Annotated in this window: 25 protein-coding genes; 14 read left to right on the top strand and 11 right to left on the bottom strand. The window is 65.1% G+C overall.

The genetic code is table 11. The annotated features are described in order from the left end of the window. Positions 1–18 precede the first annotated feature (18 nt). From HU772_RS05835 to dinG, 4 genes are all read right to left on the bottom strand, one after another. Complete coding sequence (locus HU772_RS05835; protein WP_186662263.1) at positions 19–996, bottom strand: OmpA family protein; 978 nt, start codon at positions 994–996, stop codon at positions 19–21. Between the two features lie 99 nt (positions 997–1,095). Next, a complete protein-coding gene (locus HU772_RS05830) occupies positions 1,096–2,241 on the bottom strand; it encodes a serine hydrolase domain-containing protein (protein WP_186662264.1) in 1,146 nt (381 codons plus the stop codon). A 112-nt stretch (positions 2,242–2,353) separates the two neighbouring features. Continuing rightward, positions 2,354–4,570 carry a beta-galactosidase gene (locus HU772_RS05825; protein ID WP_186662265.1) on the bottom strand — a complete coding sequence of 739 codons (2,217 nt, stop codon included), beginning with the start codon at positions 4,568–4,570 and terminating at the stop codon, positions 2,354–2,356. Between the two features lie 81 nt (positions 4,571–4,651). After that, positions 4,652–6,796, bottom strand: a complete 2,145-nt coding sequence (dinG, locus tag HU772_RS05820) for an ATP-dependent DNA helicase DinG (protein ID WP_186662266.1) — start codon at positions 6,794–6,796, stop codon at positions 4,652–4,654. A 98-nt stretch (positions 6,797–6,894) separates the two neighbouring features. Here dinG and HU772_RS05815 point away from each other — a divergent pair, with 98 nt between their 5' ends. Further along, positions 6,895–7,359, top strand: coding sequence for a CopD family protein (locus tag HU772_RS05815; RefSeq protein ID WP_186662267.1), 465 nt, complete (start codon positions 6,895–6,897; stop codon positions 7,357–7,359). Positions 7,360–8,241: 882 nt separating this feature from the next. Here the strand turns inward: HU772_RS05815 and HU772_RS05810 are convergent. From HU772_RS05810 to HU772_RS05795, 4 genes are all read right to left on the bottom strand, one after another. Next, entirely contained in the window at positions 8,242–9,000 is a 759-nt protein-coding gene (locus HU772_RS05810) for a collagen-like protein (RefSeq protein ID WP_217858759.1), read from the bottom strand. Next, a complete protein-coding gene (locus HU772_RS05805) occupies positions 8,993–9,268 on the bottom strand; it encodes a DUF1145 domain-containing protein (RefSeq protein WP_186662563.1) in 276 nt (91 codons plus the stop codon). Before HU772_RS05805 ends, HU772_RS05810 begins: the two co-directional genes overlap by 8 nt. Positions 9,269–9,367: 99 nt before the next feature. Then, on the bottom strand, positions 9,368–10,087 hold the full coding sequence (locus HU772_RS05800) for a PA1041 family peptidoglycan-binding anchor lipoprotein (protein ID WP_186662564.1): 720 nt from the start codon (positions 10,085–10,087) through the stop codon (positions 9,368–9,370). 89 nt (positions 10,088–10,176) lie between these two features. Continuing rightward, on the bottom strand, positions 10,177–10,869 hold the full coding sequence (locus tag HU772_RS05795; RefSeq protein ID WP_186662565.1) for a PA1041 family peptidoglycan-binding anchor lipoprotein: 693 nt from the start codon (positions 10,867–10,869) through the stop codon (positions 10,177–10,179). A gap of 160 nt (positions 10,870–11,029) precedes the next feature. Between HU772_RS05795 and HU772_RS05790 the strand changes: the two genes are divergently transcribed. From HU772_RS05790 to HU772_RS05765, 6 genes are all read left to right on the top strand, one after another. Then, the gene (locus HU772_RS05790) at positions 11,030–11,524 is read left to right on the top strand and encodes a DUF6231 family protein (RefSeq protein ID WP_186662566.1); all 495 of its coding nucleotides are present in this window, start codon (positions 11,030–11,032) and stop codon (positions 11,522–11,524) included. Positions 11,525–11,528: 4 nt separating this feature from the next. Next, positions 11,529–12,005 (top strand): YchJ family protein, encoded by a 477-nt coding sequence (locus tag HU772_RS05785; protein ID WP_186662567.1) that lies wholly within the window; start codon positions 11,529–11,531, stop codon positions 12,003–12,005. A 2-nt stretch (positions 12,006–12,007) separates the two neighbouring features. Beyond that, positions 12,008–12,484 carry an LEA/WHy family protein gene (locus HU772_RS05780; protein WP_186662568.1) on the top strand — a complete coding sequence of 159 codons (477 nt, stop codon included), beginning with the start codon at positions 12,008–12,010 and terminating at the stop codon, positions 12,482–12,484. Positions 12,485–12,491: 7 nt separating this feature from the next. Beyond that, positions 12,492–12,695, top strand: a complete 204-nt coding sequence (locus tag HU772_RS05775; protein ID WP_186662569.1) for an SEC-C metal-binding domain-containing protein — start codon at positions 12,492–12,494, stop codon at positions 12,693–12,695. A 266-nt stretch (positions 12,696–12,961) separates the two neighbouring features. Beyond that, on the top strand, positions 12,962–15,397 hold the full coding sequence (locus tag HU772_RS05770; RefSeq protein ID WP_186662570.1) for a penicillin acylase family protein: 2,436 nt from the start codon (positions 12,962–12,964) through the stop codon (positions 15,395–15,397). A 284-nt stretch (positions 15,398–15,681) separates the two neighbouring features. Continuing rightward, positions 15,682–16,797, top strand: a complete 1,116-nt coding sequence (locus HU772_RS05765; protein WP_186662571.1) for a succinylglutamate desuccinylase/aspartoacylase family protein — start codon at positions 15,682–15,684, stop codon at positions 16,795–16,797. Between the two features lie 6 nt (positions 16,798–16,803). Here HU772_RS05765 and HU772_RS05760 read toward each other — a convergent pair whose 3' ends face one another. After that, the gene (locus tag HU772_RS05760; protein WP_134693645.1) at positions 16,804–17,046 is read right to left on the bottom strand and encodes a hypothetical protein; all 243 of its coding nucleotides are present in this window, start codon (positions 17,044–17,046) and stop codon (positions 16,804–16,806) included. Between the two features lie 98 nt (positions 17,047–17,144). After that, positions 17,145–17,711, bottom strand: coding sequence for a dCTP deaminase (gene dcd / locus HU772_RS05755; protein ID WP_003258001.1), 567 nt, complete (start codon positions 17,709–17,711; stop codon positions 17,145–17,147). Positions 17,712–18,040: 329 nt separating this feature from the next. Between dcd and HU772_RS05750 the strand changes: the two genes are divergently transcribed. Continuing rightward, complete coding sequence (locus tag HU772_RS05750; RefSeq protein WP_003254922.1) at positions 18,041–18,250, top strand: cold-shock protein; 210 nt, start codon at positions 18,041–18,043, stop codon at positions 18,248–18,250. Positions 18,251–18,457: 207 nt separating this feature from the next. On the opposite strand, the gene apbC is transcribed toward HU772_RS05750, so the two are convergent. Next, positions 18,458–19,552 carry an iron-sulfur cluster carrier protein ApbC gene (gene apbC, locus HU772_RS05745; protein WP_186662572.1) on the bottom strand — a complete coding sequence of 365 codons (1,095 nt, stop codon included), beginning with the start codon at positions 19,550–19,552 and terminating at the stop codon, positions 18,458–18,460. 156 nt (positions 19,553–19,708) lie between these two features. Between apbC and metG the strand changes: the two genes are divergently transcribed. The 6 genes from metG (at position 19,709) to HU772_RS05715 (ending at position 25,192) form a co-directional block, all read left to right on the top strand. Continuing rightward, entirely contained in the window at positions 19,709–21,751 is a 2,043-nt protein-coding gene (gene metG / locus HU772_RS05740; RefSeq protein ID WP_186662573.1) for a methionine--tRNA ligase, read from the top strand. Between the two features lie 86 nt (positions 21,752–21,837). Further along, entirely contained in the window at positions 21,838–22,365 is a 528-nt protein-coding gene (locus tag HU772_RS05735) for an Rnf-Nqr domain containing protein (protein ID WP_186662574.1), read from the top strand. Further along, a complete protein-coding gene (locus tag HU772_RS05730) occupies positions 22,365–23,117 on the top strand; it encodes an RnfABCDGE type electron transport complex subunit B (RefSeq protein ID WP_186662575.1) in 753 nt (250 codons plus the stop codon). The genes HU772_RS05735 and HU772_RS05730 overlap by 1 nt, the downstream gene beginning before the upstream one ends. Beyond that, positions 23,104–24,075: an RnfABCDGE type electron transport complex subunit D gene (locus HU772_RS05725; RefSeq protein ID WP_186662576.1), complete on the top strand. Its 972-nt coding sequence runs from the start codon at positions 23,104–23,106 to the stop codon at positions 24,073–24,075. Before HU772_RS05730 ends, HU772_RS05725 begins: the two co-directional genes overlap by 14 nt. Beyond that, complete coding sequence (locus HU772_RS05720; protein WP_186662577.1) at positions 24,072–24,671, top strand: RnfABCDGE type electron transport complex subunit G; 600 nt, start codon at positions 24,072–24,074, stop codon at positions 24,669–24,671. Before HU772_RS05725 ends, HU772_RS05720 begins: the two co-directional genes overlap by 4 nt. Beyond that, positions 24,668–25,192, top strand: a complete 525-nt coding sequence (locus tag HU772_RS05715; protein ID WP_186662578.1) for an Rnf-Nqr domain containing protein — start codon at positions 24,668–24,670, stop codon at positions 25,190–25,192. Before HU772_RS05720 ends, HU772_RS05715 begins: the two co-directional genes overlap by 4 nt. The last annotated feature ends 1 nt before the right edge of the window (position 25,193 follow it).

Raw genomic sequence — 25,193 nt, 5'->3', positions numbered from 1 at the left:
ACTGCGTTTCCTTGACGATCAGTTGGTCTTCGCAGGGCTGTTGGCGGCGACTTTCTTGTCGGTGGTGGCCTTCTTCGCAGCCGGTTTGGCCGGAGCGGCTTTCTTCTTCGCGGCGGTGCTGGCCTTGGCCGGCGCCTTGGCCTTGGCGACGGGCTTCTTCGCCGCCGGCTTGGCTGCAGCCTTGGCAGCTGGCTTGGCCGCAGGGGCCTTGGCATCCTGGGTGGCGACCATCGCCGCCGGAGCCGGTGCCGGAGCGGCCTGCTGGTACTTGGCCAGCAACGCGACCATGGTGTTCTGTGGGGTCAGCAGCAGTTCGACGCGGCGGTTCAAGGCGCGGCCTTCGGCGCTGTCGTTGGCGGCGCGCGGCATGACCGAGCCCATGCCCTTGAGCATCAGGCGGTCACGCTGCAGGCCACTGAGGCGGAAGATCGCCGATACCGAGGCGGCGCGCTCGAGGCTGAGCTTCTGGTTGGCGGCGGTGGCGCCGCTGCTGTCGGCATGGCCAAGGACCAGCACGGCGGTCTTGCTGTCGGTCTCGATGGCCTTGGCCACCTGGGTGATCGGCCCGAGGGTGACTGGCAGCAGCATGTTCGGGCGGTCCGGGTTGTACGAGCTGTCCACCGGAATGGTCACGGCCAGCACATCCTCGCGGCGCTCCAGCTCGAACTTGCTGCCTTTGATAGCCTCGCGGACCTTGGGTTCGTACTGGTCGAGCCAGGCCTGGGTGGCTTTCTGGTCGATCTTCGGCACGGCCGCGACCTTGCCTGGCTTGTCGTCGCCACCGAACGGCCACCACCAGCGGCTGCTGCTCTCGGACTTGGCATCGGCCTTGGCGACCTTCTCGACCACGGCCTCTTTCACCTCCTGGTCAGCGACCTTGTCCGAGCCGAAAGGCCACCAGTTGAGGGCGCTGTCCTTGGACGAGTCCTGCGAGTGGCTGGCGCAGCCGGTCATGGCCAGGCACAGGGCGAGTGCTAAGGTTTTATGTGAAGACATCAGCGATACACCATGAAATAGAAAGAAATTTTGCCCATACGCGTCAGGCGTTGGCATTGAGGATAGTCAAAGGGTTCGGGCAATACCCGCGTTACCCGATCAAAGGCAACTGCCAAGGATCCGCACCAGTTGCTGCGCGCGCGGATCCATCAGCACATAGGGGCCCAGGGTATTGGTGACGAAGCCGAAGGCGACGTCGTATTCAGGGTCGGCGAAGCCAACCGAGCCACCCGCGCCCGGGTGGCCGAAGGCTCGGGCGCCGAGGCCGAAGGTGGCGTTGGCCACATCCGGCTGATCGAGCATGCAGCCCAGGCCGAAACGAGTCTGGGTCAGCAGGGTGCGGTCCTGGCCGAGGCTGTGCTCGCGGGTCAGCTCGTCAAGCAGTTCGGATTCGAGCAGGCTGCCATCGAGCAGGCCGGCGTAGAAGCCTGCCAGGCTGCGGGCGTTGCCGTGGCCGTTGGCCGCCGGTTGCTGCATGCGTCGCCACTCGGGCTTGTTGGTGCTGGTGAGGATCGCCGGCGGATTGGTGAAAGCCCGGGTCGACAAGGCCTCGGGATCGCGCATGGTCACCTGCAGCAGGCGCTGGGCTGCGGCGTCGCCAGGGTTGCCCTTGCCGCGGGCGATGTGCGCCACGCGGTCAAACTCTTCATCTGCCAGGCCAACATGGAAGTCCAGGCCCAATGGCCTGGCGGTACGGGCAACAATGGAATCGCCTGGGCTACGCCCATCGGCGCGACGAATCAGCTCGCCAAGCAACCAGCCGTAGGTAATGGCGGCGTAGCCATGCTCGGTGCCCGGGGTCCACCAGGGGGCTTCGGCAGCCAGGGTGTCGACCATCGTCTGCCAGTCGTACAGGGCCTCGGCCGGCAGTAGCTCGCGGATGGCCGGCAGGCCGGCGCGGTGGCTGAGCAGTTGGCGCAGGGTGACCTGCTCCTTGCCGGCCTGGGCGAACTCCGGCCAGTAGCGCGCCACCGGGGCATCAAGGGCCAACTTGCCCTCGCCCACCAGTTGCAGGGCAGTGACGGCGGTGAAGGTCTTGGTGCAGGAGAACAGGTTGGCGATGGTGTCGCTGTGCCAGGCCTGGCGGCCGTCCTTGTCGGCGCTGCCAGCCCACAGGTCGACCACGGTCTCCCCGCCGACCTGGATGCACAGCGCGGCACCCCGCTCCTGGGGATCCTCGAACAACGCGGCGAAGGCCTCGCGCACCGCCTCGAACTTCAGCTCATAGTGACCCTGGATCTGCACCCGACTACCTCTCTGCACAGCCTGCTTGCAAAAGCGTGCATTGTTTCAGTAGTTGGGCAATTTGCCTACTGAAGATGGCTGGGTGGTTGTGGCCGAACAGGCCCAGCCGTCGTTAGGGTGCCGGTTTGGTCAACGTAGAAATCGCTTGGCGATTGCTGCGGCGTACCGCTTCGATGAAGCCCGCATAGGGCACGTCGGTGATCGCCACCAGCCCCAGGTGCCCATTCTCGCCATCGAGCAGGCGCCCGCTGGCAGGTTGGTCCAGGTACTGGAACCAGTGCGCGCCGACGATCATCGGCTGGGCCAGCGCGGCCTTGAGGAAATTGGCATACGCCGGGCCACGGTCTTCCTCGCGGGCCACTTCCAGTGGCCCAGGCCAGAACGGGCCGCGATCACGGGAGCCGAACTGGAACTCGGACACCAGCACCGGCTTGTCCAGCTCGGCCAGGCGGGCGAAATCGTAGCCGTCCTCGGGCTTGAGGGTATAGAAGTTGAAGCTCAGCACATCGCAGAACGCCGCGCAGGCCTTGACCGCCTCGGGCGTGCTCACCGCGTAGCGCCCCCCCAGCAGCAGGTGATTGGGCGCATGCCACTTCAGCGCATCGGAGATGGTCTTGAAGTAGGTTTCGGCAAAGACTTGCTGGAAATACTGGTAATCACGTTCGATTTCCGGATGCTCCGGGTTGGGCAGGGGCGCCTCGAAGCCTGGGTCCTCCATCAGCTCCCACGCCGTCAGCTCGATACCCCAGGCCTTCGACAGGCCCTCCTGGTTGCGATACTTGTCGCGCAGTTGCTTGAGGAAGGCACGCTTGGCCGGCACATCGGTGGTCAGGCGCAAGGTGCCGTAGGCCAGGCCATAGCGAGCCTTGGGAGCATCGCCCGGCGCGGCCCAGGCCAATTCGTTGTCGGCGAAATAGCCGATCAGCCAAGGGTCGTCACGGTGATCGCGCGCGGCAATGGCCACGGCCCGTTCGGTGGCCATGGCGAAACGCGGGTCGAACGGGTCGGGCATGCGCCCCCACCAGTCCATGCCGGTGCTGATGCTGGCGTAATCGCCGACGATCGACAGCGGCAAGGTATAGGGCATGCGCTTGGCCTGGCCCAGCGCCGGATCGCTCCAGTTGCCCAGGGTGTTGAAACCCCAGGCCTGCAAGCGGTCAAGGGTATGCGCCTGCCAGCGCGAAGCCTCCACTGCCAGCGGCGGGCAGGCCGCTGCCTGGTCACCCTGCGGGCACGGTGCACCATAGGTACGCTGGAGGTTGGCGGCATAGAAGTCGAACCAGCGGCCCTGTTTAAAGCCGCGGCCCTGGGATGAGGCGTTGCCGTCGTCGTTGTTGCCCTCACCATAGAACGCCTGCAGCGCATCGCCTTCAGCCGGCAATGTCGCGAACATTTCCTCGCGCCCAGCGACATAGGTGCGCCCGCCATCGGCGGCCACGGCGTTGACCCCCAGCGAGTAGAACGGATGCCCGTCCGGCGTGACCAGATACCAGCGACCGTCACGCTTCTCGGTGCGGAAGAAGCCTTTGGCCTCGAATACCGGCCCCGTCAGCAAGCCGCCGTAGAGGTCCAGTTTCTGCTTGGCGCGTTCGGCCAGCCAAGCCTTGAGCTGGGCCTGCTCGCGGTTGTCGGCAGCCTTGAGCTGATCGTCGCTGGCGATCTTTTCCGGCCAACGGCCACGGGTGGACTGCCCATAGCCATCGATCAGGCCGGCATAGGCGGCCTTGAAGGCTTTGTCGTCATCCTGCAGCCCCACCCTCTCGATCAGCAGGCTCTGGGCCACATTGGGCCCCGGGATGCTCAGGCTGACCGAAGTGATCTGCGCCAGGTCCGCCGCGCCCGTGCTGCTGGCCAGCAGCAGGCGCTGCCCTTCGAAGGTCCATGGCATCGGCGGCCCGGCACGCATGCCCTGGCTCAGCGGCGAATGGGCCTTGAGCGGGATCATCACCGTCTGCGCCGGACCGGCCGGCAGGTCGATCCGGCTGGTGAGGGTGCGCCCGTCGCTGCTCTGGATCGTCACATCGACGGTCAACGCCCAATCCATGCCGCTTTGCAGGCGCAAGGTCAACGCTTGCCCCGCCGACCAGTCCCAGGCCCCGGCCTGAGGGGCCAGGCGCAAGGTCGGTTGTGCCACCGGATTGAACACCACCCGCCGCAACACCTCGCCTTCGGCTGTCTGCTCCGCGTTGTACTGCGGCAACGTGGCGTCCTGGGTGATCACCTGCACCACCGAGGCCGGGCGCACGAAACTGAACAACGTCTGTTGCCCGGCCAGCAAGGGCGCGCTGAACAACAGGGAGAACATCACAGGCAGGGTACGGCGGATCATAGGGCGGTGGCTCTCCTTCAGAGCCCGTCACGGGCTCCAGATCGAGTAATGGACAACGAGGGGCGCGTGTTGCTCCGGCGGTCAGCCGATTTCCCGTCGGAAGGGTGGCAGTGCGTTGAGAATAGCCTTGCCGTAGCGTTGGGTGACCAGACGTCGATCGAGCAAGGTGATGACGCCACGGTCCTGCTCGGTGCGCAGCAGCCGACCACAGGCCTGGATCAGGCGCAGCGAGGCGTCGGGCACGGCGATTTCCATGAACGGGTTGCCGCCCCGGGCTTCGATCCATTCGGCCAGCGCTGCTTCGACCGGGTCATCCGGCACGGCGAAGGGGATCTTGGCGATCACCACGTGCTCGCAGTAGGCACCCGGCAGGTCGACGCCCTCGGCAAAGCTGGCCAGGCCGAACAGCACGCTGTGCTGGCCATCGTCGACCCGCGCCTTGTGCTTGTTGAGGGTCTCCTGTTTGGACAGGTTGCCCTGGATCAGCACCAGCTTGCGCCAGTCGCGGTCCAGGCCATCGAACACGTCCTGCATCTGCTTGCGTGAGGAGAACAACACCAGCGCGCCACGGGCATCCTCGACGATGGCCGGCAGTTCGCGGATGATCGCTGCGGTATGGGCGGTGGCATCGCGTGGGTCGGCGCCCAGGTCGGGCACTCGCAACAGCCCGGCGTCACCGTGCACGAACGGGCTGGGCACCACGCACTGCACGGCATCGCGGGGCAGGCCCGAACGCATGCGGAAGCGGTCGAACTTGCCCAGCGCGGTGAGTGTCGCCGAGGTCACCAAGGCGCCATGGGCGACGTTCCAAAGGCTCTTGCGCAACATCTCGGCAGCCAGGATCGGGCTGGCGTTGACTTCGATGTCGAACAGCGCGCCGCTCTCGGCCAGGGTCAGCCAGCGCGCCATGGGCGGGCTGTCCTCGGGGTCTTCGGCAGTAAAGGCGGTCCACAGCTCCCAGTTACCCTGGGCGCGGGTCACCAGGCTGCCGAACAGCGGATACCACTCTTCGGCCTGGTGGCTGGCGATGCCGATGTTGTTCTCGCCGTCCATGCCTTCCTTGAGCAGGTCGGCCAGGCGGGTGAACAGGTCGTTGAGGCGGGCGAAGCCTTTCTTGAGCTCGATACCGACTTCGCGGATCTGCTCGGGTACCACGCCGCCTTCGAAACGGTAGCGCGGGCGGTCGCGACCTTCCATGTCCTCGCCGGCGCGGAAGTCGGCAACCTGCTCGCACAGGGTGAACATGAACTGCTGCTGGGTTCGCACTTCGCGGGCCAGTTCCGGCACCTGTTCGATGTACTTGCCCAGGTCGCCCGGCAGCGGGTGCTGGGCCAGCAGCTTGGTCAGGTTCTTGGCGGTCTGTTCCAGCCAGTCGGCGGTAGAGCGCAGGCGCGAGTAATGGGCGAAGTGGCCGATGGCTTTGTCAGGCAGGTGATGACCTTCGTCGAACACGTACATGGTTTCGCGCGGGTCGGGCAGCACGGCGCCGCCGCCAAGCGCCAGGTCGGCCAGGACCATGTCGTGGTTGGTGACGATCACGTCGACCTTGCCCATGCCTTCGCGGGCCTTGTAGAACACGCACTGCTGGAAGTTCGGGCAATGGCGACCGGTGCACTGGCTGTGGTCGGTGGTCAGGCGTGCCCAGTCCTGGTCCTCGATGGCCTCCGACCAGCTGTCGCGGTCACCGTCCCAGCGGTTGCCGGCGAGCTTCTCGATCATGCTGTTGAACAGTTTCTGGCTGCGCTCGTCGACCTCGATATGGAAGCCTTCTTCCTCGAACAACTGGGCGGTGGCCGACTGGGCGTGGCCTTCCTGCAACAGGATGTCGAGCTTGGACAGGCACAGGTAGCGGCCACGGCCCTTGGCCAGGGCGAAGCTGAAGTTCAGCCCGCTGTTGCGCATCAGGTCGGGCAGGTCCTTGAAGACGATCTGCTCCTGCAGCGCCACGGTCGCGGTGGCGATCACCAGGCGCTTGCCTGCGGCCTTGGCGGCGGGAATCGCGGCCAGGCTGTAGGCGACGGTCTTGCCGGTACCGGTACCGGCCTCCACCGCCACCACGGCGGGCTCGCCGGCACGGCGGCCTTCGTCGTCGCAGGCGATGTCGCCGAGCACCTTGGCCACTTCGGCGATCATCAGGCGCTGGCCATAGCGTGGCTTGAGGCTTTTGGCTTCGAGGAAACGCGAATAAGCGCCCTGGATGGTGGCTTTGAGTTCGTTGCTGATCATGGTCTGCGGGCGCCCGGAGGGCTGGATATATTTTCAGTGTTTCGCATGGGCCGGCTATCATACCCCGCTATTGCCCTTTGTGCCGCATGGAGATCCGGATGCTCGCCTTTGCCCTGCCCTACACCTTGCATGTCCTGGCCGCCCTTGTCTGGGTCGGCGGGATGTTCTTCGCCTGGCTGGTACTGCGCCCGGCCACGGTCGCCGCCCTCGAAGGGCCGGCGCGGCTGCGGTTGTGGGTGGAAGTTTTCCAGCGGTTCTTCAGATGGGTCTGGCTGGCGGTGGCGGTGTTGGCGGTCAGTGGAGTCGGCATGATCCACCTGCGGTTTGCCGGGTTCGAGACCGCGCCTCGCTATGTCCAGGTGATGATTGGCGGGGGGATTGTCATGTTTGCGTTGTTCATGCGGGTTCAGGGGTTGTTGTTGCCCGAGCTGCGGGCGGCGGTGCAGGCCGAGGATTGGGCTGCCGGTGCTGGGGTGTTGGGGAGGATCCGGCGGTTGGTGGGGGTTAATTTGTTGATTGGGGTTTTGGTGGTGGGGGTGGCGAGTTCGCGGGTTTTGGTTTGAGGGTGTTGGATTCGGCTTCGGCTTCGGCTTCAAAGATGATTGTTTTGATTTTTGCAAACACATTCGTAGACGATAGCGACTTTTAGTCACCTTTCCGCCCTTGCGGCGGCCTACTTTTGTCTTGGCAAAAGTAGGCAAAACCGTTCCGCTCCGTTCATCCGGCCCCTACGCTGCGCTCCGGGGTCCCCTCGCTACGTTCTTGCTCCCGGGAGGACCGCGCTGAACGCCCCATCCTGGGGCGCAGCGCTTGACGGGCATCCATGCCCGTCACCTCCCTCCGCAAGAACTCCGCTCGGCCTCCTGAAGTCGCAATTGGCGGCGCCTGAACTATCGCGCGCTTAGAAGCAAGAGCAAGAGCGGAAGTTTTAAATTGATTTCTGGCAGTTATTTAAATATTGACTGCTCCGGCCCTTTCGCGGGTAAACCCGCTCCCACAGGGTTATGCATATTTTCAACTTCCACTACTCTCCTGTGGGAGCGGGCTGGCCCGCGAAAGGGCCTTGAAGATCACAGATATGCAACTAGCGACAGCTGCGCCAGTCCAGGCGCCGCCCCTAACTTCGCGACTTCAGGAGGCCGAACGCAGGCCTTGCGGAGGGAGGTGACGGGCATGGATGCCCGTCAAGCGCTGGGACCCAGGATGGGCCCTACAGCGCGGTCCTCCCGGGAGCAAGGCCGGAGTGAGGGAATCCCGCCACGAGCGGGACGGATGAATGGAGCGCAACGGCTTTGGTTACTTTGGCCGCGGACGGCGAGTTACGACCAAAGTAACCCGCCGTAAGGGCGGAAAGGTGAATAAGCGTCGACATAGCAAATGAATGCGCATAAAAAACTCAAAACAACCAAACAACCAAACAACCAAACAACAATATTTCGACCCACTCAAAGCCGCTGCAGAATCAACTCCCCAGAAGCCCCAGCCAACCCAGGCTGCCCGGCCTGCCCAGGCCGCCCATTGGCCCCAGCATCGGTGCTATAGACCAAACACCCCTTACTGACCCCACCCCGCCCCGCCTTGCCCGCAGCCCCCGGCTTCCCCGGCGCCCCGCCATCAAGCCGAACCACGATCCGCTCCTGGGCGAACCCCTCAGGCACACTCAGGCGAATCCGCCCACCCGCCGCGCCATCATGGCCATTACCCCCATCATCGCCATTGGCCCCACGACTGGCCTGGCCCCAGGTGCAACCACCCGGCGTGCCATTGGCACCATCGAGCCCGAAGTACCCAGGCGCCCCCGCCCCACCCCGGGCATCGATGGCCAACCGCTCGGCCTCCAGCGCCTCCAGCCGCAGATCCAGGTTGCGCCCCGGCCTCGCCGCACGCTCGTAGGTACCGGGCGCACCCGGCGCACTGAACTCGCTGCCTTCGGCCAACACGGCATGGCCCGCCACGATATTCAGCTCATGCTCCGCCGGAGCAATGGCAATGCGCGCATCACGCCCTAACTCGAGCCGGTCGATCTTCAGTTCGGTCAGGCTGGCCGGCAACAGCAAGGTTGCCGAGTCGGCCACCCGTAGCTGCTCCAGGTGCACGCTGGCCGACTTGTTGGGCAGGCGCAGCATCGAATGGGCGGCGACTTCAAGGCTCTCGGCCTGGGCCATGGGGGTGATCAATGCGGCCAGCAACATCAATTTACGCATGGCTCGGCGCCTCCTGCGACCGTGGGATGGACATGACATGGAAAATGCCGGTCAGCAGGATCTGCAACCGGTCGAACCAGCGATGGCTGCGCCCGCGCAAGCTGCCATTGAAAAACAGCACCTCGAGCACATGCAAAGAGAGCAGGAAGATCCCCGCGGCATTGATCAACAGGTTGAAAGGCAAGGGCTGCGGCATGAACAGATTGACCAGCACCACCCACCAGAACACCACCGTCAGGGCCTTGCCCAGGCCCAGGATGAACGTCATACAGCCGCCCCCAATGATTTGTTGTTATGTCGGCGCGGTCCGTGCAAACGGACCGTGCCGACAACAGTAACCCTAGGGCCGGGGCGCGCGCCAGAGGGGTCAGTTCAAGTGCAATTCCACCCGTCGATTGTGCGCGCGGCCTTCGTCAGTGTCGTTGTCGGCCACCGGCTCCGCCTCGCCACGCCCTTGGCTGGTCACCTTGGTCGGTGCCAGTCCCTGGCTGATCAGGTACTCGGCCACACTGCTGGCACGGCGCTCGGATAGTTTCTGGTTGTAACTGTCCGAGCCTACGCTGTCGGTGTGGCCAACCACCTTGACGCTGGTCACGCTGGGGTCGTTGAGCTTGGGCAGCAGGCTGTGCAGACGCTGCTGGGCACCGGCGGTGAGTTCGGCGGAGTCAAAGGCGAACAGCACCTGGCCCTGATCGTCCAGGGTGATGACTTCAGGGGTCGCTACAGGCGCAGGCGCCGGAGCCGACGCGGGATACTGCGGCAACGGGCAGCCCATGTGATCGACCGACGTCCCCGCCGGGGTGTCCGGGCATCGGTCGCGACGGTCGAAGACGCCATCGCCATCCTCGTCGCCGTCCTGGGCATAGCAGATCAAGCCACCGGCGATCACCCCGGCAGCACCGGCGCCAGCCGCCCAACTGGAACTCTCGATGGCCCCCAGGCCACCGCCGACCAGCCCGCCAAGCAGGCTGCAGATGGGCCAGGTCCTTTGATTGAGGGGCGCACTGCCGTCGCTGTGGGTGGCGCAACCTGCCAGCAGGCTCGTGGCCACCACCAGCGGCAGTGCCGCCTTCGACAAAACACGCATGGTGAATGCTCCTGTGTCACCGGCCGCTACCGGTCACACAGGAGTAAAGACGCGCCCGCGCCACTTCTCAAGGTACAGGCGCTACGCCATCAACGCTGGATCTTGATCTCGGTACGGCGGTTCATCGCGCGGCCATCGGCCGTGGCGTTATCAGCCACCGGCTGGGTCTCGCCGGCACCCACCACCGAAACGAAGCTAGCACGCGGCACACCGCTTTCGATCAGGTAGCTGGTCACCGACTGGGCACGGCGCTCGGAAAGCTTCTGGTTGTAGCGGTCGGAACCGACACTGTCGGTGTGACCGGAAACGCTCAGCCGAGCACTTGGGGCTTCCTGCTTAAGGCGCGTCGCGACGGTATTGAGGCGCTCTTTGTCGGTGGCGGTCAGGCGCGCCGAGTCGAACTCGAAATGCACATCGCGAATGACGATGACCTCTTCCTTCTGCACCACGACTTCCTCCACCACCGGCGCCGGCTCCGGCGGGCAGCCATTGGCGTCGACTTGCACCCCGCGCGGGGTGCCCGGGCACTTGTCGCGGCTGTCCGGCACGCCATCGCCGTCTTCGTCGCCATCGCCATGGGCCCAGCAGTAGCCGGCCGCCAGGCCGCCACCGAGCAAGGCGCCCCAGCCGGCCCAGCTGGAACTCTCGATCGCGCCCAGGGCCGCGCCACCCACGCCCCCGACGGCAGCACACTTCGGCCAGTCGGTTTTCTGCAAACCTGCACAACCAGTCAACACACTGGTGAGCAGAACCAGGGGTATCGCTGTGCGTACTATGCTCATCTTGTTGCTTCTCCTAGGGGGAATCGGTGCAATACCGATGCTCTGGGAGTAAAGACCGGCGATCCCCGCTCTGCCAGCAATAAGCCACGACGCGGCGACGCGGCACTTTGCCCGATCGCCGGGGACCGCTAGTCTTGAGCGATCTGAACGAGGAATGGCAATGACCGACGTTTTCTCACAACGCACGCCCCAGCAGGCCCTGGCCGCCCTGCTCGAACGCTTCACCCCGCGCCATCTGCTGCTGGTGGGCAGCCGCTTCCCGGCCCTCGAGGCCTTCGCCGCTGCTCACCCCGACAGCCAGATCGAGGTTGCCGCGCCCGGCCCGCTGCCCAGCGAACACGCGGCCCAACGCTTCGACCTGGCGGTACTGGTCGACTGCCTGGAGCACCTGCCCAAGCGTACCGGCCTCGAGCTGCTGGGCGGCATCCGCAACCTCAATGCAAGCCGCGTCGCGGTACTGGCGGACCTGAGCGCCTGCGGCTGGCAGGACACCGATTTCTATTCGCTGGCGCTCTCGGCCAGCGAGAAATTCCAGCGCGACGAGCAAGTGCTGAGCCTGTTCACCTATGATCTGCATGACTACAAACAGGTCCCTGACTGGCTCAACGCCAGGTTCTGGGCCAACCCTGAAAATTTTGGCAAGTACTGGTGGTGATTCAATGAGTGTCTCGGTCTGCCCTTGCGGCAGTGGCAACCTGCTCGACGCCTGCTGCGGGCACTATCACGCCGGCACCCCGGCGCCGGACGCCCAGGCCCTGATGCGTTCGCGCTACAGCGCCTATGTCCTGGGCCTGGTGGACTACCTGGTGGCCACCACCCTGCCGGCCCAACAGGCCGACCTCGACCGCGCCGGCATCGCCGCCTGGAGCGCGCAGAGCACCTGGCTGGGGTTGGAGGTGGAAAGCGCCGAGGTGCTGGGCGGCCAGCCCGAGCATGCCTTCGTCACCTTCACCGCGCGCTGGCATGACCAGCAGGGCGACCACCAGCACCGCGAACGCTCGGCGTTCGTCCAGCACGCCGGGCGCTGGTACTTCATCGACCCGACCGCGCCGCTCAAGGCCGGGCGCAACGACCCCTGCCCCTGCGCCAGCGGGCAGAAATTCAAGAAATGCTGCGCCAGTTACCTCGGTAGCTGAGCATGCGCCCTCTGGCCCGCCTGTTCATCCTGAGCCTGCTGCTGGGCTGGCTGACCGGCTGCGCCAGCTGGGGCGGCAGCGACTGGCACGAACCGCAGGTGCGCCTGGTGAAAGTCGAGCCAGTCAAGCTGCGCCTGCATCAACAAGAGTTCGTGCTGCATCTGCAGGTCGACAACCCCAACGACGGTCGCCTGTTCATTCGAACCCTGGCCTATTCGCTCAGGCTGGGCGACCTGCTGCTGGCCGAGGACGAGGCGAGCCTCTGGCGCAGCGTCGGCGGCCATGCCCGGCGAACCTTCAAGATCACCGCACGGACCAACCTCTGGCAGCACCTCAAGCCCTTGGCGAAGCTGCTCAAGGGCGGGCAACCACTGCAATATCAGCTGCGCGGCGAGCTGGCCACCGGGCTGATCGTCCATCGGGACCTGCACTTGACACGCAGTGGTGAGATAATCCCCGGCGATCTTCAACCGGAGTAACAGCGCAATGACCCAGCAACCCCATGTCCATGGCCCCGACTGCAACCACGATCACGACCACCACCATGAGCATGACCACGGCCATGTGCACGGCCCGCACTGCAACCACGGCCACCAGGAGCCGGTGCGCAACGCCCTGAAGGACGTCGGCCGCAACGACCCTTGCCCATGCGGCAGCCAGAAGAAATTCAAGAAGTGCCACGGCGCTTGAAAAGCAGCAAGTAAGCTGCAAGCTGCAAGTAAGCTGCAAGCTGCAAGCTGCAAGTAAGCTGCAAGCTGCAAGCTGCAAGCTGCAAGCTGCAAGCTGCAAGCAAGAACAGTTTGGCGCAGTACGCGCTTTTCTCTCGTGGCTTGAAGCTTGCGGCTTGCCGCTGCTGACCATTTGTAAATAAAGCTCCCCGGCACCTTGCACGGCGACTGCGCGCTCACTACCTTAGCGCCTTTCACAACCCCGCCACGCCCTGCAGGAGCCTAGTCATGGCCGCCCCCGTCCTACCACCCTTCCGCCCACGCTTGGGCAGCGCCGCCGTGTTGCTCGGCATGCTCGCGCTCGCCGGCTGCCAACTGGGTGGCTACCAGGACAGCGTGCCACCAACCACTGGTGTGCAACCGCTCAAGGGCCTGGCGCAGAACGTCTCGGTACGGCGCAACGCCATGGGCGCGCCGTTGATCGAAAGCAGCAACTTCCATGACGCGCTGTTCAGCCTGGGCTATGTACATGCCGGCGACCGGATCGGGCAGATGGTCGCCATGCGTCTGCTGGCCCAGGGCCGCCTGGCGGAACTGGCCGGCAGCGAGGCACTGGATATCGACCGCCTGATGCGCGCGGCCAATCTCAAGCAGAGCGCCGGCCAGCTCTATGCCGATGCCTCGCCGCGTTTGAAACGTTTCTTCGAGGTGTATGCCCGCGGGGTCAATGCCTACCTGTTCCGCTACCGCGACAAGCTGCCGGCTGAGCTGGCCAGCAGCGGCTATCGCCCGGAGTACTGGAAGCCCGAGGATTCGGCGCTGATCTTCAGCCTGTATGCCTTCAGCCAGTCGGTGAACCTGCAGGAGGAACTGTCGGCCCTGACCCTGGCGCAGAAGGTTGGCAGCGACAAACTGGCCTGGCTGCTGCCCGGCGCCCCCGACGAACCGCTGGCCGAAGCCGAGGTGGACAAGTTCAAAGGCCTGAACCTGGCCAGCCAACTACCGGGCCTGGCCTCGCTGACGGCAGCCGGCCAGCGCCTGGCCGACCTCGGCCTGCTTGGCGCCCCTGGCTCGTCCAACCTGGCCCTGGGCCCGCAACGCTCGCGCAGCGGCAAGAGCCTGCTGGCCAGCGACAGCCGCGCCACCTGGGCACTGAGCCCGGTACAGATCCACACCAGCAAGTACCAGGTCGCCGGCCTGGCGCTGCCTGGCCTGCCAATCGTGCTGGCCGGCTACAACGGCAAGCTGGCCTGGAGCGCCAGCGCAGTGATGGCCGACAACCAGGACCTGTTCCTCGAACAAGTACGCCGCCAGGGCAGTCAGCTGAGCTACCTGGCCGATGGCAAGTGGCAAACGGCCCGCGCCCGCAACGAAACCTTCTTCGTCCGGGGGCAGCGCCCTCAGCGCGAGGTGATGTACGACACCCGCCACGGCACCCTGCTGCCGGGTCATGGCAGCCTGGCGCTGGCCCTGCACCTGCCGCAACTCAAGGATGACCGCAGCCTCGACGCACTGTTCGACCTGACCCGTGCGACCAACATCGAGAAGGCCTTTGACAGCACCCGCGAGGTCGGCGCCGCGGCCCTCAATTTCGTCTTCGCCGAGCCGCAGCATATTGGCTGGCAGGTCAGTGGCCGCTACCCCAATCGCCGCGAAGGCCAGGGCCTGTTGCCCTCGCCGGGCTGGGACGGGCGCTACGACTGGGATGGCTTCGCCGACGCCATGCTGCATCCCTACGACCAGGACCCTTCGAACGGTTTCATCGGCCACGCCAACCAGCGCAGCCTGCCCAAGGGCTACGGCATGCAGCTGTCGAGCAGTTGGTACTACCCCGAGCGCGCCGAGCGCCTGGCCCAGCTGGCCAGCAATGGACGCCACGACAGCCGCAGCCTGATGGCACTGCAGAACGACCAGGTGACGCTGCTGGCCGACAAGCTCAAGCAGATGTTCGACGCTCCCGGCATGGCCCAGCCGCTCAAGCAGGCCATCGACGCCCTGCCCGCCGGCCAGCGCGACAAGGCCCGCGACGCGCTGGCCCGGCTCAAGGCCTTCGATGGCCGCTTGAGCCCGGTCTCGGCGGATGCCGCACTGTATGAGTTGTTCCTTCAGGAAGTCACCCGGCAGACCTTCCTCGACGAACTGGGCCCGGAGTCCAGCCCGGCCTGGCAGGCGTTTGTCGGCAACGCGCAACTGTCCTACTCGGCCCAAGCCGACCACCTGCTAGGGCGCGAGGACAGCCCCTTCTGGGACGACCGTGGCACCGCGCAGAAAGAAGACAAACCGACGATCCTCGCCCGCAGCCTGGCCGCCGCGATCGACACCGGCACCGCGCAACTGGGGGCCGATCGCCGCGCCTGGCAATGGGGCAAGTTGCACCAATATCGTTGGCCGACGCCGAACTACCAAGGCCTGGGCGACAACCTGGGCCGTGCGCCGCTGGCCGCCGGTGGCGACTTCAGTACCCTGGCCCTGACCCCGTACGCCTGGGGCAGCCGCTTCGACAGCCAACTACCAGCCTCGGCGCGCATGGTCGTGGACTTCGGCCAGGCCGAACCCCTGCAGCTGCTGACCAGCAGTGGTCAATCCGGCAACCCGGCCAGCCGCCACTACAGCGACGGGCTGGATGCCTGGTTCAAGGGGCGCTTCATGAGCTTGCCGCTGCAACCGCAGAACTTCGCCCGGGCATATGGCAGCCAGCGCCTGACGCTGGTGCCGGGTAGGTAGGTAAAACGGACAGGACATAGCGGCCGGCCTTTCGCTGGCAGGGCGCCCCCGTGAAGCAAGCGCCCGCAGTGGCTGGCACCGGCTGCGCCGGTGTTCGCGGGTGAACCCGCTCCCACGGGCCTCAAGCCATGCGCGTCACCTGTAGGAGCCAGCCTTGCTGGCGAACCAGGCGACGCGATGCTTGGCTTCGCCTTGGCGCACACGGCAAATGATGCACCCCAGCGCAAGTTGTGCTTCTATCCTTGATCCCAGCCCCTACCGCAGACGCTCCGACCAGGACCACCATGCACCATTCGACCCATGACCTGCTGTCCCCCGTCCCGGGCATCGCCCGCCAGCTGCACAGTTTTCACTTCGGCCCACGCGGTGGCGCCAAGGTGTACATCCAGGCCTCGCTGCACGCCGACGAACTGCCGGGCATGCTGGTGGCCTGGCATCTCAAGCAACGCCTGGGCGAACTGGAACAACAAGGGCGCCTGCAACGCGAAGTAATCCTGGTGCCGGTCGCCAACCCCGTTGGCCTGGAACAGGTACTGCTGGATGCGCCGCTGGGCCGCTTCGAGCTACAGAGCGGAGAGAACTTCAACCGCCATTTCGTCGACCTGTCGGACAGCATTGGCGACCAGGTCGAGGCCCACCTCACCCAGGACCCCGCGCACAACCTGGCCTTGATCCGCGAATACCTGCGCCGCGGCCTGGATGCACACGCGCCGCGCACACCACTGCAGTCGCAGCGCCTGACCCTGCAACGCCTGGCCTGCGACGCCGACATGGTGCTCGACCTGCACTGCGACTTCGAAGCGGTCGAACACCTGTACACCACGCCCGAGGCCTGGCCGCAGGTCGAGCCGCTGGCCCGTTACCTCGGCGTGCAAGCCAGCCTGCTGGCCACCGATTCCGGCGGGCAATCGTTCGACGAATGTTTCAGCCTGGTCTGGTGGCAACTGCAGCAGCGCTTCGGCAAGCGCTTCCCGATTCCTCAGGGCAGCTTCTCGGTGACCATTGAGCTACGCGGCCAGGCCGACGTCAGCCATGCCCTGGCGACCCAGGACTGCCAGGCGATCCTCGATTTCCTCACCCACAGCGGCGTCATCGAGGGCCAACCTGCCCCGCTGCCCGCCCTGCGCCAACCCGCCACGCCCCTGGCGGCGGTGGAGCCGGTGACCGCGCCACTCGGCGGCCTGCTGGTGTTTCATGCCAAGCCAGGGCAGTACCTGGAGGCAGGTCAACTGGTCGCTGAAGTCATCGACCCGCTCAGCGACCGGGTTACCCCGCTGCGCAACAGCCAGGCCGGGCTGATGTATGCGCGCAGTGTGCGGCGCATGGCCACGGCGGGCATGGTCGTCGCCCATGTAGCCGGTGAGCAGATCTGCCGCAGCGGTTACCTACTGGGCAACTGAGGCCGCTCAGGCCACCGGGGCCGGTGGCGGCTCATCAGGCAGGGTCGGCTCGCCAGGCTCCATGGGCGGATGCTCACCGGGTTCCGGCGGTTGAGGCGTGTCGGGATCAGGCTGGTGCGGTACACCACCGGCCTGCATGGGAATCGGCGTGGCGATCGGCGGGTGGGCCAACAGCGACCATACCGGCAAGCCGATCTGGTTCGGCTGCAGGACGGCCAGCTTGGCACTGATGGCGGGGTCGAGTTTCATCGGCGGCTCCTGGCGAGGCCCGGCGCGCGTCGTGCGCACCAGGGCTATTCACCTGTTGGAGTGCCAGGCGGAGAAACAATTCCCCGCGTTTGGTCGGCTCAGGTGCGTGGCAGGGTGACGCCGCGCTGGCCTTGGTACTTGCCGCCACGATCCTTGTACGAGACTTCGCATTCTTCGTCGGATTGCAGGAACAGCATCTGCGCCACGCCTTCGTTGGCGTAGATCTTCGCCGGCAACGTGGTGGTGTTGGAGAACTCCAGGGTCACGTGGCCTTCCCACTCGGGTTCCAGCGGGGTGACGTTGACGATGATGCCACAACGGGCGTAGGTGCTCTTACCCAGGCAGATGGTCAGCACATCGCGCGGAATGCGGAAGTACTCGACGGTGCGGGCCAGGGCGAAGGAGTTCGGCGGGATGATGCAGACATCGCTCTTGATGTCGACGAAGCTGCCGGCGTCGAAATTCTTCGGATCGACGGTGGCCGAGTTGATGTTGGTGAACACCTTGAATTCATCGGCGCAGCGCACGTCGTAGCCGTAGCTGGAAACGCCGAAGGAAATGACCCGGCTGTCCTGCTCGCCACGCACCTGGCGCTCGACGAACGGTTCGATCATGCCGTGTTCCTGCGCCATGCGGCGAATCCACTTGTCCGATTTGATGCTCATGGCGGGGTGTCCTGAAAGAGTGCGGGGTGAAAAACAAGATGCGCATCTTACCGGTCCCGACGCCCGGGTTAAAGTTTCCTGACCTGATCCCGCGCCGGACGGGGGCTGCACAGGCCGCCGATCCGAATTTCATCAAAGCGCTTCTTGGCCATTGGCAGGTTGTGGAAAGTGGGTTAAGGTGGCGCCACTGTGCTGCACGTGACACCGAGAATCTCTAGTTTGATGCACGATCCTGATCGGCCCATCGCTGAATTTTCTGCTCTCTTTGCGCTCAGTCCCGGTCAGGGTGTTTCCTGACCGTTATCAACTTTGTCCAAGGAGACAGAAAAATGTCCAACCGTCAATCCGGTGTTGTTAAGTGGTTCAACGATGAGAAGGGCTACGGCTTCATCACCCCTCAGTCGGGCGACGACCTGTTCGTGCACTTCAAAGCCATCCAAGCTGACGGCTTCAAAACCCTGAAAGAAGGCCAGGCTGTTACTTTCGTCGCTACCCGCGGCCAGAAAGGCATGCAGGCTGAAGAAGTTCAGATCGCCTAAGTCGATCTCGCTTCCTCGCTTTCAAAAAAAACCCGCCATTGGCGGGTTTTTTTGTGCCTGCTCGAAAGCTATCCGCCGGCCCCTGTAGGAGCGGCCTTGTGTCGCGAAAGGGCCGCAGAGCGGCCCCGGCAATACCTGCTTGATACACAGATTCTGGGGCGCTTCGCACCCCTTTCGCGGCACAAGGCCGCTCCTACAGGTAACGCGTCAGTCCTCGCTGATGGTAATGCTTGGCATTGCCGGGGCCGCGGCCTCCTGCAATACGATGCGAGCGCCCACCTGCCGCGCCAGCTCCTGGTAGACCATCGCGATCTGGCTTTCCGGCTCGGCGATGGCGGTCGGCTTGCCGCTGTCGGCCTGCTCACGGATCAACATCGACAGCGGCAACGACGCCAGCAGCTCGACGCCGTACTGTGCCGCCAGCTTCTCGCCGCCGCCCTCACCGAACAGGTGCTCGGCATGGCCACAGTTCGAGCAGATATGCACGGCCATGTTCTCCACCACGCCCAGCACCGGGATATTGACCTTGCGGAACATCTCCACGCCTTTTTTCGCATCCAGCAGCGCCAGGTCCTGCGGCGTGGTGACGATCACCGAACCGGCCACCGGCACCTTCTGCGCCAGGGTCAGCTGGATATCGCCAGTGCCCGGCGGCATGTCGATCACCAGGTAGTCGAGGTCGTCCCAGGCAGTCTGGGTCACCAGTTGCAGCAGCGCGCCGGAGACCATCGGGCCGCGCCAGACCATCGGCGTGTTGTCGTCGGTGAGAAAGGCCATGGACATCACCTCGACACCATGGGCCTTGATCGGCACGAACCACTTCTGCTCACGGATCTGCGGGCGGGTGCCTTCGGCGATGCCGAACATCACGCCCTGGCTCGGGCCATAGATATCGGCGTCGAGGATGCCGACCCGGGCGCCTTCGCGGGCCAGGGCCAGGGCCAGGTTGGCCGCGGTGGTCGACTTGCCGACCCCGCCCTTGCCCGAGGCCACGGCGATGACATTCTTCACATTGGCCAGGGCAGGCACCTGGGCCTGGGCCTTGTGGGTGGCGATCACGCAGTCGATGCTCACCTGGGCCGAGGTCACGCCCTCCAGGTTCTCCAGGGCGGTCTGCAGCACCTGAGCCCAGCCGCCCTTGAACAACCCGGCGGCATAACCCAGTTGCAACTGCACCTTGACCTGCCCGCCCTGGATATCGATGGCGCGCACGCAACCGGCGCTGACCGGGTCCTGGTTCAGGTAGGGATCGGTGTACTGGCGAAGCACGCCTTCGACGGCGGCACGGGTGACGGCACTCATGGAGGCTCCCATTGGCAAACGGAATACGAACAGGCGCCTATGCTAACCCGTCAATCGTCAGCAGATGCGCACGCGGGGTGAAATAAATTCGCCAGCCCTTTATAGTGGTCGATCACCCTCATTTTTTACCTGAGCCAGATAAGTAGCCGAGCCACCATGTCCGAGCCACGTCAGATTCTCGTCACCAGCGCCCTGCCCTATGCCAATGGATCCATCCACCTTGGCCATATGCTCGAGTACATCCAGACGGACATGTGGGTACGCTTCCAGAAAATGCGTGGCAACCAGTGCATCTATGTCTGCGCCGACGACGCCCACGGCTCGGCCATCATGCTGCGCGCCGAAAAGGAAGGCATCACCCCGGAGCAACTGATCGCCCAGGTCCAGGCCGAGCACAGCAGCGACTTCGCCGACTTCCTGGTGGATTTCGACAATTTCCATTCCACCCACAGCGAAGAGAACCGCGAACTCTCGGCAATGATCTACGGCCGCCTGCGCGACGCCGGGCACATTGCCACCCGCTCCGTGACCCAGTACTTCGACCCTGAGAAGGGCATGTTCCTCGCAGACCGCTTCATCAAGGGCACCTGCCCCAAGTGCGCGGCCGAGGACCAATACGGCGACAACTGCGAAAAGTGCGGCGCCACCTACGCCCCGACCGAGCTGAAGAACCCCAAGTCGGCGATCTCCGGCGCCACGCCGGTGCTGCGCGACTCCCAGCACTTCTTCTTCAAGCTGCCGGACTTCCAGGCCATGCTGCAGCAGTGGACCCGCAGTGGCACCCTGCAGGACGCCGTGGCCAACAAGCTCGCCGAATGGCTGGACTCGGGCCTGCAGGAATGGGACATCTCCCGTGACGCGCCGTACTTCGGCTTCGAAATTCCAGGCGAGCCGGGCAAGTATTTCTATGTCTGGCTGGACGCGCCGATCGGCTACATGGCCAGCTTCAAGAACCTCTGCGCACGCCGTCCGGAGCTGGACTTCGACGCCTTCTGGAACCAAGGCTCGCAGGCCGAGCTGTACCACTTCATCGGCAAGGACATCGTCAACTTCCACGCCCTGTTCTGGCCGGCCATGCTTGAAGGCGCGGGCCTGCGCAAGCCGACCGCGGTCAACGTGCACGGCTACCTGACCGTCAATGGCGCGAAGATGTCCAAGTCGCGCGGCACCTTCATCAAGGCGCGCACCTACCTCGACCACCTGCAGCCGGAATACCTGCGCTACTACTACGCCGCCAAGCTCGGCCGTGGCGTCGACGACCTCGACCTGAACCTCGAGGACTTCGTGCAGAAGGTCAACTCCGACCTGGTCGGCAAGGTGGTCAACATCGCCAGCCGTTGCGCCGGTTTCATCCACAAAGGCAATGCTGGGGTGATGGTCGCCGGCGACGCCGCGCCGGAACTCAGCGAAGCCTTCCGCGCCGCCGCCCCGTCGATTGCCGAGGCCTATGAAGGCCGCGACTTCGGTCGCGCAATGCGCGAAATCATGGCCCTGGCCGACCGCGCCAACGCCTGGATCGCCGACAAGGCGCCGTGGTCGCTGGCCAAGCAGGAAGGCAAGCAGGATGAAGTCCAGGCCATCTGCGCCCAGGGCATCAACCTGTTCCGCCAACTGGTGATCTTCCTCAAGCCGGTGCTGCCGGTGCTCGCCGCCGACGCCGAGGCGTTCCTCAATGTCGCGCCGCTGACCTGGAACGACCACGCCTCGCGCCTGGAACACCACACCCTCAACCCGTTCAAGGCCCTGATGAGCCGTATCGAACCGGCCAAGGTCGAAGCCATGGTCGCCGCCAGCAAGGAAGACCTGCTGGCCGCCGAAGCCAAGGTCGCCCCGGCCGGCAATGGCGAACTGGCCAAGGACCCGCTGGCGGACGAGATCGAGTTCGACACCTTCGCCGCCGTCGACCTGCGCGTGGCCCTGATCGTCAAGGCCGAGGCCGTGCCGGGTGCCGACAAGCTGCTGCAGCTGACCCTGGATATCGGCGATGAGCGCCGCAACGTGTTCTCGGGCATCAAGTCGGCCTACCCGGACCCGTCCCAGCTGGAAGGCCGCCTGACCATGATGGTGGCCAACCTCAAGCCACGGAAGATGCGTTTTGGCATCTCCGAGGGCATGGTCATGGCCGCGGGCCCTGGCGGTGAAGAAATCTACCTGCTCAGCCCCGACAGCGGTGCCAAGCCTGGCCAGCGCATCAAGTAAGCCCCTTGCCCCGGCCATTGGCCGGGGCATTTCCATCTGCCTCCGGCTGCCAGATAATCAAGCTTTGCGCAGCTTTCGGCATTTCCATGAGCGACTACATCCTGGTCCTGGTCAGCGCCGCGCTGGTCAACCACCTGGCCCTGCAGACCGACCCCGTCGACCGCGCCCGTGTGCACGCATCAGGGTTGTGCGGCGCGCTGCTGATACTGCTGGCGCTGCCCATAGGCCTGCTGCTGCCGGCGGCCAATAGCGATCTGCAACTGCTGCTGTTCCTGCCACTGCTGGCCGCCCTGGCCTGGGCACTGCCCAAGCTGCTCGGCCGCTGGCTACCCACCTGGCCCCTGCAAGGCCTGCAACCGTTGCTGATGGGCAATGCCGTGGTGCTAGGCTTGCTGTTGCAGCAAGCCAGTGAGCCCAGTGACATTGGCCAGACGTTGCTCTACGGCCTGGTCGCGGGGCTCGGTTTCTGGCTTGCCCTGGCACTGTTCGCCGACCTGCGCGCACGCAGTCGTCATCCGGACCTGCCAAGAGCGTTACACGGGCTGCCGATCGAACTGATCGGTGCCGGAGTGATGGCCATGGCGTTTTCCGGGCTCAACGGATTATTCACATAATGAGTCTGATACAACGCATCGACGCCCTGCTGCCGCAGACCCAGTGCGGCAAATGTGGCCATGACGGCTGCCGGCCTTACGCCGAAGGCTTGGCCATGGGCGAGGCGATCAACAAATGCCCGCCTGGCGGCAACGAGACCATCGCCGCCCTGGCAACACTGCTGCAGGTGCCAGTGATCGCGCTCGACCCGCAGCGTCCCCCAGGCCCTTCGCAGGTGGCGTTCATCCGGGAGGCTGAATGCATTGGCTGCACCAAGTGCATCCAGGCCTGCCCGGTGGATGCCATCGTCGGTGCAGCCAAACTGATGCATACCGTGATAGCTCACGAGTGCACCGGATGCGATCTATGCGTGGCACCCTGCCCAGTCGACTGCATCGATCTGCTGCCGCTGCCCACCAATGTGATCCCCATCGTTGGTGGCCTGGCCCATACCGCCGAGCAGCACCTGGCCCGTACCCGGCGCCGCGACAAGGCCCGTCATCGCCATCTACAGCGCGAAGCGCGCCTGCGTCGTGAGGAGGCCCAGCGCCAAAGCCAACGCCAGGCGCGGCAACAGCCGCTCGACAACGAGGCCGCACTCAAGCAAGCCAAGATCGCCGCCGCCATGAGCCGTGCCCAATTGAGCAAGGCCCGCGGCGCCCTGGGCAGCACGCCCGATGCGCAGCAACTCGCGCAGCTCACGGCACTGGAGACAGCCGCCGAGCAAGCCCGTCTACACCTGGAGGCGCTGCAGCCCCATGCCGGCACCTGACCCCCGCCTGCGCGCCACCATGCACCTGGTGCTACTCGCCTGCGCTCCAGGTTTACTGGTGTTGTTCTGGCTGCATGGCTGGGGTGTGCTGATCAACCTGCTGTTGTGCGGCGCGAGCGCACTAGCAAGCGAAGCCCTGTTACTCAGGTGGCGCCAGCGACCCGTGGCCGTGGCACTGGCCGATGGCAGCGCCTGGGTCACAGCCATCCTGCTGAGCGCCGCACTGCCGGCCAACGCCCCCTGGTGGTTGCCCGTGATTGCCGCGAGTGCCGCCATCGGCCTGGGCAAGCAGGCCTATGGTGGCGTCGGACGCAACCCATTCAACCCGGCCATGGTTGGCTACGCCGTGGTTTTGCTCAGTTTTCCATTGCAGATGAGCCATTGGCCTGGCCAGACAGCGGGCTTTTCGCACAGCCTGTCCCTGAGCGTTGCCAGCAGCGATCAGATCGACGCCTGGGCCAGCCCGACGCTGCTGGATGTCCTGCGCCACAACCGCAGCCTGACCATCGACGAGTTGTTCGGCAATCATCCGGCCTTCGGCCATTGGGGCGGCTGGGGCAGTGAATGGGTCAATCTTGCCTTCCTGCTGGGCGGCCTGGTGCTGTTGCAACGCAAGGTCTTCAGCTGGCACGCGCCAGTAGGCCTGCTGGGCGGGTTGTTCCTGTTCAGCCTGTTGGCCTGGAACGGTTCCGGCTCCGACTCCAACGGTTCACCGCTGCTGCACCTGCTGTCTGGCTCGACCATGCTAGCTGCCTTCTTCATCGCGACCGAACCGGTATCCGGTTGCAAACGCCCGCTTGCTCGCTTGCTGTTCGGTTTCGGTGCCGGCTTGCTGATCTATCTCATCCGCACCTGGGGCAGCTTTGCCGATGGCACCGCATTCGCCATCCTGCTGATGAACCTCGCCGCTCCGGCTCTGGACAGATGGGCGCAAAGGCGTGAGCAGGTGCAACCATGAGTACGCGCTGGCGCAACCACCTGCTGCTGTTGCTGGTCACCACCCTGGCCGTGCTCGCCACCCTGGCCTGGCAGCGCTGGACTGCCGCCCCGATCGCCGAGGCTAGGCAACAATGGCAAGAGCGGCAATGGCTGGCCGTGCTGCCACCGGGCAGCTACGACAACCGCCCGCTGGCCGCTGCCCTGTCCTTGGAGCATCCGACACTGGCGCACAGCCGCCTGCTCGCCGGCTATCGCGCCAGCCTGGCGGGCAACCCGGTGGCCATCCTGTTGCACAGTCGCTGCCAAGGTTATGGCGGCCCGATCGACTTGGCGATCGCCATCGACCGACAAGGACGCCTGATCGGCGTACAGGTACTCGCGCAACAGGAAAGCCCGGGGCTGGGTGATCAACTGGTGAATCCGGCAGTGCATTGGCTGGAGCAGTTCATCGGCCAGACACGAACGCAAGACTGGGCACTCAAGCGCGACCATGGCGCCTTCGATCAGTTGGCGGGAGCCACGGTCACCTCTCGCGCGGTGATCGACGCACTTCAGGATGCGTTGCGCTATTTCGACGAACACCGCCCGGCACTGCTTGGCGAGGTGGCACCATGAGCGCTCTGCGGTTATTACTGGCAGGCCTTGCACCTGTCCTGGGTGCCAGCACCAGCCTGACAAACGGCATCGCCATTGGCCTCTGCGCACTGTTGCTCGCCGGCCTGCATCAAGTGCTCATGACGCCTCTACGCCGCCACCTCGATGCCAACACGATACCTTGGGCAAACATCGTGCTGATTGCCGCCCTCACCACCTGCCTGCTGCTGGCCTTGCGCGCCTGGGCCTTGCCGCTGGCCGAGCAACTGGGACACTACCCTGCACTGCTCGCCCTGACCTGCCTCGCCATCGACCCCCTGCTGCCGCAGCGCAAACGCTGGCGGGCGCTCGGCCTCGGTCTCGCCGGCCTGCTGGTGGGCAGCGTCAGCCTGGGCCTCTGTCGCCAACTGCTGAGCAATCCCCTCGGCATGCATCTCGCCGAGTTCGCCCCAGGCGCCCTGATTATCCTCGGCCTGTTGCTGGGCCTGTACAATCACCTGCGCCCACGGCCCCCTTCCTCACGCCGTCAAGGAACCCGTTGAC

Source organism: Pseudomonas xantholysinigenes (genome assembly GCF_014268885.2).
In the GTDB taxonomy this organism is placed as follows: domain Bacteria; phylum Pseudomonadota; class Gammaproteobacteria; order Pseudomonadales; family Pseudomonadaceae; genus Aquipseudomonas; species Aquipseudomonas xantholysinigenes.
The sequence above is the reverse complement of the archived record's forward strand: the minus strand, read 5'-3'. Positions and strand labels throughout refer to the sequence as shown.

Excerpts from the sequence above, each read along its gene's own strand:
- HU772_RS05775 (WP_186662569.1), top strand. The coding sequence starts at position 12,492 with ATGACCCAGCAACCCCATGTCCATGGCCCCGACTGCAACCACGATCAC.
- dcd (WP_003258001.1), bottom strand. The coding sequence starts at position 17,711 with ATGAGCATCAAATCGGACAAGTGGATTCGCCGCATGGCGCAGGAACAC.
- HU772_RS05735 (WP_186662574.1), top strand. The coding sequence starts at position 21,838 with ATGAGCGACTACATCCTGGTCCTGGTCAGCGCCGCGCTGGTCAACCAC.
- HU772_RS05835 (WP_186662263.1), bottom strand. The coding sequence starts at position 996 with ATGTCTTCACATAAAACCTTAGCACTCGCCCTGTGCCTGGCCATGACC.
- metG (WP_186662573.1), top strand. The coding sequence starts at position 19,709 with ATGTCCGAGCCACGTCAGATTCTCGTCACCAGCGCCCTGCCCTATGCC.
- HU772_RS05785 (WP_186662567.1), top strand. The coding sequence starts at position 11,529 with ATGAGTGTCTCGGTCTGCCCTTGCGGCAGTGGCAACCTGCTCGACGCC.
- HU772_RS05750 (WP_003254922.1), top strand. The coding sequence starts at position 18,041 with ATGTCCAACCGTCAATCCGGTGTTGTTAAGTGGTTCAACGATGAGAAG.
- HU772_RS05805 (WP_186662563.1), bottom strand. The coding sequence starts at position 9,268 with ATGACGTTCATCCTGGGCCTGGGCAAGGCCCTGACGGTGGTGTTCTGG.
- HU772_RS05815 (WP_186662267.1), top strand. The coding sequence starts at position 6,895 with ATGCTCGCCTTTGCCCTGCCCTACACCTTGCATGTCCTGGCCGCCCTT.
- HU772_RS05770 (WP_186662570.1), top strand. The coding sequence starts at position 12,962 with ATGGCCGCCCCCGTCCTACCACCCTTCCGCCCACGCTTGGGCAGCGCC.
- dinG (WP_186662266.1), bottom strand. The coding sequence starts at position 6,796 with ATGATCAGCAACGAACTCAAAGCCACCATCCAGGGCGCTTATTCGCGT.
- HU772_RS05715 (WP_186662578.1), top strand. The coding sequence starts at position 24,668 with ATGAGCGCTCTGCGGTTATTACTGGCAGGCCTTGCACCTGTCCTGGGT.
- HU772_RS05765 (WP_186662571.1), top strand. The coding sequence starts at position 15,682 with ATGCACCATTCGACCCATGACCTGCTGTCCCCCGTCCCGGGCATCGCC.
- HU772_RS05780 (WP_186662568.1), top strand. The coding sequence starts at position 12,008 with ATGCGCCCTCTGGCCCGCCTGTTCATCCTGAGCCTGCTGCTGGGCTGG.
- HU772_RS05720 (WP_186662577.1), top strand. The coding sequence starts at position 24,072 with ATGAGTACGCGCTGGCGCAACCACCTGCTGCTGTTGCTGGTCACCACC.
- HU772_RS05760 (WP_134693645.1), bottom strand. The coding sequence starts at position 17,046 with ATGAAACTCGACCCCGCCATCAGTGCCAAGCTGGCCGTCCTGCAGCCG.
- HU772_RS05825 (WP_186662265.1), bottom strand. The coding sequence starts at position 4,570 with ATGATCCGCCGTACCCTGCCTGTGATGTTCTCCCTGTTGTTCAGCGCG.
- apbC (WP_186662572.1), bottom strand. The coding sequence starts at position 19,552 with ATGAGTGCCGTCACCCGTGCCGCCGTCGAAGGCGTGCTTCGCCAGTAC.
- HU772_RS05790 (WP_186662566.1), top strand. The coding sequence starts at position 11,030 with ATGACCGACGTTTTCTCACAACGCACGCCCCAGCAGGCCCTGGCCGCC.
- HU772_RS05810 (WP_217858759.1), bottom strand. The coding sequence starts at position 9,000 with ATGCGTAAATTGATGTTGCTGGCCGCATTGATCACCCCCATGGCCCAG.
- HU772_RS05795 (WP_186662565.1), bottom strand. The coding sequence starts at position 10,869 with ATGAGCATAGTACGCACAGCGATACCCCTGGTTCTGCTCACCAGTGTG.
- HU772_RS05730 (WP_186662575.1), top strand. The coding sequence starts at position 22,365 with ATGAGTCTGATACAACGCATCGACGCCCTGCTGCCGCAGACCCAGTGC.
- HU772_RS05800 (WP_186662564.1), bottom strand. The coding sequence starts at position 10,087 with ATGCGTGTTTTGTCGAAGGCGGCACTGCCGCTGGTGGTGGCCACGAGC.
- HU772_RS05725 (WP_186662576.1), top strand. The coding sequence starts at position 23,104 with ATGCCGGCACCTGACCCCCGCCTGCGCGCCACCATGCACCTGGTGCTA.